General features: G+C 38.2%; 6 protein-coding genes and 1 pseudogene. 5 read left to right on the forward strand and 2 right to left on the reverse strand.

Annotated elements, in window-relative coordinates; all coding sequences use genetic code 11:
• Positions 1 to 528 precede the first annotated feature (528 nt).
• The 4 genes from QZ289_RS10270 (at position 529) to QZ289_RS10285 (ending at position 5,367) form a co-directional block, all read left to right on the forward strand.
• A complete protein-coding gene (locus QZ289_RS10270) occupies positions 529 to 915 on the forward strand; it encodes a DUF485 domain-containing protein (protein ID WP_295702271.1) in 387 nt (128 codons plus the stop codon).
• A gap of 11 nt (positions 916 to 926) precedes the next feature.
• Positions 927 to 2,570 (forward strand): cation acetate symporter, encoded by a 1,644-nt coding sequence (locus QZ289_RS10275; protein ID WP_295702281.1) that lies wholly within the window; start codon positions 927 to 929, stop codon positions 2,568 to 2,570.
• Between the two features lie 228 nt (positions 2,571 to 2,798).
• Positions 2,799 to 4,589, forward strand: coding sequence for a Na/Pi symporter (locus tag QZ289_RS10280; protein ID WP_295702273.1), 1,791 nt, complete (start codon positions 2,799 to 2,801; stop codon positions 4,587 to 4,589).
• Positions 4,579 to 5,367 (forward strand): polysaccharide deacetylase family protein, encoded by a 789-nt coding sequence (locus QZ289_RS10285; RefSeq protein WP_295702275.1) that lies wholly within the window; start codon positions 4,579 to 4,581, stop codon positions 5,365 to 5,367. Before QZ289_RS10280 ends, QZ289_RS10285 begins: the two co-directional genes overlap by 11 nt.
• 9 nt (positions 5,368 to 5,376) lie before the next feature.
• On the opposite strand, the gene QZ289_RS10290 is transcribed toward QZ289_RS10285, so the two are convergent.
• The gene (locus tag QZ289_RS10290) at positions 5,377 to 5,700 is read right to left on the reverse strand and encodes a TRL-like family protein (protein ID WP_295702277.1); all 324 of its coding nucleotides are present in this window, start codon (positions 5,698 to 5,700) and stop codon (positions 5,377 to 5,379) included.
• Positions 5,701 to 5,830: 130 nt separating this feature from the next.
• Positions 5,831 to 6,736, reverse strand: a complete 906-nt coding sequence (locus tag QZ289_RS10295) for an AEC family transporter (protein WP_295702278.1) — start codon at positions 6,734 to 6,736, stop codon at positions 5,831 to 5,833.
• A gap of 166 nt (positions 6,737 to 6,902) precedes the next feature.
• On the opposite strand from QZ289_RS10295, the pseudogene QZ289_RS10300 reads away from it, so the two are divergent.
• Positions 6,903 to 7,373: pseudogene (locus tag QZ289_RS10300) on the forward strand (undecaprenyl/decaprenyl-phosphate alpha-N-acetylglucosaminyl 1-phosphate transferase); the annotation flags it as partial.

Genomic DNA, 7,373 nt, shown 5'->3' on the forward strand with positions numbered 1-7,373 from the left:
ATTTTAAAGCAGCTATCAATCAAGCGGATAATCTTTATTATTATGGTGTAAGCGCACTTTTGGGCTATGTGTTTTAGCAAATCTCAATTTTAAGCCCTTTGCAAGTATTGAAGTAAGAACTCTATTCACACAAGCACGAAGTGCAGGAGTAAAAGTATTATAGAATCTAGCCTTTTGAAAACTCATTTGATGATTTACACGAAGTGCTAATCCACACTTGCAAAATTCTGCCAAGATAAAATTAAGGTAAGCCTTAGTTTTGCTCTAGTGGGATTTGCCAAAGGCTGGATAAGTGTATTCTTTGAACGCATAAAAGGGGCTTATCTCTCTTTACGTAAGGCTTTGTAGCACGAAGTGCAGCAGCAAAGAAATGGATAGAAATGTTACCTTTTTACTTTTTTGCTATGAGTTTTGTATAATTACTTTTTGTTACATATATTTTATTGTAGGATATTTATTGTTACTTTATATATGAATTGAGTATGAAGGTAATGTAGTAGAATTTATACACATAAAAAGGAGTAAGCGATGGAACTATCCAAGGAACAAGAAAAGGCGCTTTTCAGCTTCAAGCAATTTGTTTCGTTTAGAAATAAAATTTTACTGATTTTATCAGTGGTGATTCTCTGTGCTTATTATATATTTATTTTGGGCGTAGGATTATTCCCCGATGTTTTGGGGTATCGTTTAGGACCTAGCTCTATTACGCTTGGCATTATATTAGGAGTCTTTCTTATCGTATTGTGTATCGTAGCTACGGGACTTTACACATTTTTGGCAAATACATACTTTGATAAAGAGCAGCAAGAAATCCTGGATTCATTACAAAAGCACAATGTAATAGAATCGCTTCAAAACGGAGAGATTGCATATAGAGACTATAAGCCAAAACATACATCACAGGAGGCACAATAATGCAAAGATTCATCAAAATATATACATTTGTATTGCTAAGTTTAAGCCCTCTTTATGGGGCATCTATTGATATGGGTGGGGCAAAGGCAGAGGTTAATCCCATAGCTATTGGTATGTTTCTTACTTTTGTGTTAGCTACATTGTTTATTACTTATCTTTCAAATAAGAAAAGCCAATCAGCAAGTGGATTCTATACGGCTGGGGGGAATATTACCGGAGCGCAAAATGGCATAGCTATCGCTGGAGACTATATGAGTGCAGCAAGCTTCTTGGGTATTACCGCACTCGTCTTTACTAACGGCTTTGATGGGCTGATCTATTCGATTGGATTCTTGGCTGGTTGGCCTATTATTTTATTCCTCATTGCAGAAAAGTTTAGGAATCTTGGCAAATTCACCTTTGCTGATATTACCGCTTATCGCCTTGAGGCAAAGCCTATCCGCATTATTTCGGCTATTTCAGCCTTAAGTGTGATTGTCTTTTACTTGATTGCGCAAATGGTGGGGGCTGGACAGCTCATTCAGGTGCTTTTTGGATTGCCCTATACATTAGCTGTTGTGCTTGTAGGGGTGCTTATGATTTGCTATGTCGTTTTTGGAGGAATGCACGCAACTACTTGGGTGCAAATCATCAAGGCTATTTTGCTTTTAGCCGGGGCAAGTTTTATGGCGATTATGATTTTATATCATACAAAATTTGACTTGCATTATTATTTCTCTCAAGCAATCGAACATCACCCTAAGGGAGAGGCTATTATGTCTCCGGGCGGATTCTTATCTGATAGTATTTCTGCACTATCGCTTGGATTGGCGCTTATGTTTGGCACAGCTGGATTACCTCATATCCTTATGCGATTTTTTACCGTTAAAGATGCAAAAGAAGCGCGCAAGTCGGTATTTTATGCCACAGGCTTGATAGGATATTTTTATATTCTTACCTTTATTATTGGTTTTGGGGCGATTGCATTATTACTAGGCAATGCTGATTTTACCAACCCTGATGGCACTTACAATGGCATTGCTAATATGGTAGCTGTGAATCTTGCCGCAGTCATTGGCGGAGATGTGTTTTTGGGCTTTATCTCTGCAGTGGCTTTTGCTACGATTTTGGCTGTTGTGTCTGGATTAGCCATTGCTGGGGCTGGTGCGATAAGCCACGATTTATTTGTGAATGTCTGCAAAAATGGTGTGTGTGATGCTAAACTTGAGATGAAAGTAACCAAAATCGCCACAATATTTATCGGGTTATGCGCGATTGCTTTAGGTATAGTATTTGAGAAGCAAAATGTCGCTTTCACCGTGGGACTTGCCTTTGCCATTGCTGCAAGTGTGAATTTCCCTATCTTGCTTTTGTGTATTTATTGGAAAAATCTTACAACCAAAGGTGCATTTTGGGGCGGTTTATTGGGACTTATCGTGGTGCTTGTGCTAGTGATTTTAAGCCCTAGTATTTGGGTAAAGAGCTTTGGCTTTGAGAGCGCGATTTTCCCTTATGATCACCCGGCAATCTTTACTATGCCACTTACTTTTGTTGCGATATATCTTATCTCTATGCTTGATAATTCTAAACGAGCTAAGATTGATAGAGCAGGATTCAATGCGCAAAACTTTAGAGCAGAGAGTGGCGTAGGCATAAGCGAAGCAGTAGCACATTAAACTTTCTATGGAGCTTTTTAACATAATGGCTTTGAAGATTTTATTTTTAATGATTTATATTAAGGGTAAAAGGTTACAATACTCATTTCATTTATAAGTATCTTAATAAACAGAAACTTTTGGACTCCTTCTGGGAATGAGCGGGGTTTCCCTTGCAAAGTGGTCTTAAGCATAAAGTGTAGTTTTATACTTTATGCGGCCACAAAATAAACGAACGTGGGGAAGTATATGTTTCAAAAATACCTTATGCCCTTATGTATCCTTGCTTTTGTATATTTTGTATCTACAAGCGAGGCACTCACAAGCGTAAGCGCGGGACTAGCTATTTTACTTTTTGGTATGTTGAGTTTGGGAAATGGATTTCGCGCCTTTAATGGAGGATTCTTAGAAAATCTGCTTGCTACTTCTACTAATACTGCGGTTAAAAGCGTAACCTTTGGGGCAGTTGTCACAGCAATTATGCAAAGTTCTTCTTTAGTTTCAGTGCTTTCAATCTCTTTTGTATCTGCTTCATTGCTTAGTTTGGCTCAAGGTATTGGCGTGATGTTTGGTGCGAATCTAGGCAATAGTGCGGGTTCGTGGTTGATTGCCGGGGTGAGTGGCATGAAAATCTCTGCTTTAGCGCTGCCACTGATTGTAGGAGGTGTGTTGTTTAATTTTCAAAATGCAAAATCGGCTAAAGGGGTAGGACAGATTCTTATAGGGATTGGCTTTTTCTTTTTGGGCGTGGGCTATATCAAAGATGGTTTTGAGGAATATAAGGAGGTCGTTGATTTTGCGCAGTATTCTATGGAAGGGTTGCGTGGGGTGCTACTTTTTGTAGGGCTTGGGGCATTGATGACGGCTATTGTGCAAAGCTCACACGCGACTTTGACGATTATTATTTCGGCTTTTGCCACAGGTAGCCTGATGTATGAGAATGCCCTTGCAGCGACGCTTGGGACAAGTGTAGGAGGAGTAATGACAGCTCTTATCTCTTCCCTTGGCACAAATATTGATGGCAAACGATTAGCCGTAGCAAATTGTATTTTTAATTTTGGTATAGCAGTCCTTGTGATTGCTACTTTTGATTATTTTGTATGGATAAATAGCACGCTTTCCTCACTACTTGACTTAAGTGAGGAAAGCGTGCTAAGGATTGCTGTTTTTCACACACTTTTTAATTTTGTTGCTGTTGTGCTGCTTCTACCGCTTATACCTAAAATATCCTCTTTCCTTGAAAGGGTTTTAAAAGAGAAAAGCACACAGGTGGATAAACCCCTATACGTAAATGATACGATCGTGCAATATCAAGATACAGCTTTGCTAGCCCTTAGACACGAGATTGGACATCTCTATGATAACGCTTTTGAGCTTATCGCCCATACACTTGGCTTTTCACGTGCGGATATTAAGAGTAAAAAAGATATAAATGACATTCTTAAGGCAAATATATGGGCAAAAGAAGATATAGATGTAGAGATTTTTTATATTAAAAAAATTAAAGTCCTTTTTAATGCAATCTTAGATTTTTCCACACAAGCTCAAGCCCACACACAAGATCAAAACTATATCCGTAAGTTTGCACTGCTTACTTCATCTGCCCGTCATATCGTAGAGGCTATCAAAAATATGGAGCTTTTGCAGCCCAATCTCAAGAAAAATAGTCTTTCTAAAAATGTAATTCTCTCAAATGAATATAATAACCTAAGGATACATTTAGCCTTGCTTTTGCGCAATATTAATGAGATTAATACTTATGAGGATATGCACCCCCAAGAAGTCATTGTAAAGCTTAAGGCGGAGAAAAAGGTGTTTAAAAAAATGGATAAAAACTCTATTTTATATATTGAATCTTTACTAAGCAAAAAAGAATTAAGCGTGCAAAATAGCACTTCTTTGCTTAATGCAGTGGGGTTTAGCCATAGTATTGCTAAGGAGCTTATTAATGCAATGATTCAGATTCAAAAGACGTATTTTGAAGAAGGGGGCGAAGCAGAGAGCAGTGGGGGAATAGCAGGTAATACCGATGAAGAATAAACAGCGTTTTTTGCTTAGCTTTTTGATCATAGGTATTATTTGTTTTGTATCAGTTATTGCTTACAAGGTGTTTTTCTCGCATTCATTTCATGCTTATAGCTTGCAAGCGCTGGAGTCAAAATATGCACATATCGCTCCTACACAGTGGGGTGAGGATTTGCAAGGCATTACTACACTTTTGCCAAATGATTCTAAACCTACTATCTATCTTACTTTTGATGCCTGTGGTGGCGACTATGATAAGGCATTGATTGATTATCTTATCACACAGCAGATTCCAGCGACTTTATTTATCAACTCGCGTTGGATTGATAAACACCCTAGTGAGTTTTTAGCCCTAGCGCATAATCCACTTTTTTCTATACAAAATCACGGCACAAAACATCTCCCATTAAGTGTGAATGGCAGAAGCATTTATAATATCAAGGGCACAAATTCTATAAAAGAAATTTATGATGAAGTAATGGGAAATGATAAGCGCATTTTTACACTCACAGGCAAGAAACCACGATATTTTCGTTCAGGCACGGCGTATTATGATGAGGTAGCAGTTAGCATACTCAAAGATTTGAATTATGAAATTGCGGGATTTGATGTGCTAGGCGATGGCGGAGCGACCTTTTCTAAAAAGAAAATACTAGAGCAAATCTCAAAAGTAAGAAATGGCAGTATTTTGATTTATCACTTTAATAAACCTAAAAGCGATACTTTTGCAGGGATTAAAGAAGTTGTCCCTCTGCTTACCCAAAAGGGTTTTACTTTTGGTAAGCTAGAGTAGATTGAGGTCTTAGTTACCTTTAACAATAGTTGTTGAAGCAGTGTAAATACCTAAAATACTCCATATTTTTGTATCTACACTTTTGATTTGGGAAACATTGCCATTTCTGCTGGCTGCATCAACAGAGCAATCACCTACAGAGATAAGACCAAGAATATTTGAGCAAGTAGCTCGACCTTCTTTAGAGCTTCCAGCTGCAGAAGTAGCTGCTACAGGACCAGTCATATCAGAATATAATGCTCCTGAAGCAAGTCCAGCTGTGCTGCCAATTGCACAACCACTAAAAAATGCCATTGCACCGCCTATACCTAAAGCTAAAACAAGCTTCTTCATTAAGAACTCCTTAGAAAAAAGTTACATACAAATAGAGGAATATTTCCTTATTCTAGTATGGAAGTCTATTTTAACAAAAAAAAAAAAAATAAATGCAAGGCATTTTTGAAAAGCACTATGGCGCATTTTATTATGTTACAAGAAGCCACAGAGGCACACTCACAAAGCTAAGCAAGATTCCAAACGCAATAGCACTTACTACGAGTTTTGCATTAAGCCCTGCTTTAATCACTATAGCCCCCGCACTCACCACAGGCGGCATAGCCACCTCAATAAGCGCCATACGCCACAAATCATTGAATCCCCCAAAGCTAACGAGCACAACGATAAAAAGCATAAGAGGCGCGATTATCATTTTCCCAAACAGAAGCAGGGCGGTGAGCCTCCACTCCTCTTTAACACTTTTAAGACTCATCTGCACCCCAATGGCAAAGAGAGCTACGGGTGTAGCCGTTTGCGCAAGACTTTTAAGGGGAATAAAGAGTTCATCAGGAATCTCTAAAGGCAGGAACTTTAACGCCAAACCAAAGAGCAAAGACAGAAAGAGCGGACTTTGAAAAAGACGCAAAGTAATCGCCCTAACGCTAAAAATCCCTTTGCCATTAAGGCTTAATATAAGCGGTGCAAGGAAGGCAATAGGAATGCCTGTAACAATTTGATCATAAATAATGACTTTGTTTGCATAGGATTCCCCAAGTGCGCCATTGACAATAGGCAGTCCTAAAAAAAGCGTATTTCCAAATGCACCCATAAAGCTCATGGCAAGAATAGAATTACGCTCAAGCTTTAGCATTTTACCAACCCCAAAAAGTGCCACCCCACCGCTAATAGAACATAATAGGCTAATTAAGCATACATACAAAAATGCCATATCAATATGTGCGTGATAAGTGCCATTGAAAATTTGTGCAGGGAGGGCGAAATTCAGCAAAAAACCAAGCAAAATACCACTTTGCTTATTCCCCACAAGGCGCAAAAGCTTGGCAATATAACCGATAAAAATAAATACAGACACACTATAAATGGCAAGGAGCATAAACAATCCAATGAATCAAAGATGAGGCGGATTCTAACACATTTACAAGTAGTTTCTATAAATCATCAATAAACCAACCCATCGTTTTTAAGGTATTGTTGGGGTAAAGATTCAGTAATGCTTGTGTAGAATGCAATTTTACTTTAAATTACCCTAAGGAAGAGCTGTGTCCCATATAGAAATAAAAATTGTATGCCTATGTTTTATTATCAGCCTTGTGTTGTGCGTGTTGATTATTGGTATGAGTAAAAAATACAGAATTTTTATTGATAGCGGCACTTCTAGTAAGCCTCAACGTTTTCATACCCTATCTACCCCTAGAGCAGGTGGCATAAGTATCTTTGGTGCGTTTTGCATTATGGTAATTCTGTGCTATTCCTCACATTTTGAGATCATGATGATTCTACTTGGTGCTAGTGTGATTTTTGCGAGTGGGCTTATAGAAGATTTTCGTGGGAATCTCTCACCAAAAATGCGACTTTTAATGCAATGTGTGGCCGCTTTTGGTGTATGTACTATGCTTGATTTGTATCTTAAAGATTTATCCCTAGGCTTTACCCTGCCCTATATAATCGGTCTATTATTTACCACATTTGCATTAGTGGGTGTAAGTAATGCTATAAATATTATTGATGGT

The sequence above is a fragment of the uncultured Helicobacter sp. genome (assembly GCF_910577135.1).
Lineage (GTDB): Bacteria > Campylobacterota > Campylobacteria > Campylobacterales > Helicobacteraceae > Helicobacter_C > Helicobacter_C mastomyrinus.

Bases quoted from the DNA above. Each gene is read 5' to 3' on its own strand.
- QZ289_RS10270 (WP_295702271.1), top strand. From the start codon at position 529: ATGGAACTATCCAAGGAACAAGAAAAGGCGCTTTTCAGCTTCAAGCAA.
- QZ289_RS10280 (WP_295702273.1), top strand. From the start codon at position 2,799: ATGTTTCAAAAATACCTTATGCCCTTATGTATCCTTGCTTTTGTATAT.
- QZ289_RS10285 (WP_295702275.1), top strand. From the start codon at position 4,579: ATGAAGAATAAACAGCGTTTTTTGCTTAGCTTTTTGATCATAGGTATT.
- QZ289_RS10290 (WP_295702277.1), bottom strand. From the start codon at position 5,700: ATGAAGAAGCTTGTTTTAGCTTTAGGTATAGGCGGTGCAATGGCATTT.
- QZ289_RS10295 (WP_295702278.1), bottom strand. From the start codon at position 6,736: ATGCTCCTTGCCATTTATAGTGTGTCTGTATTTATTTTTATCGGTTAT.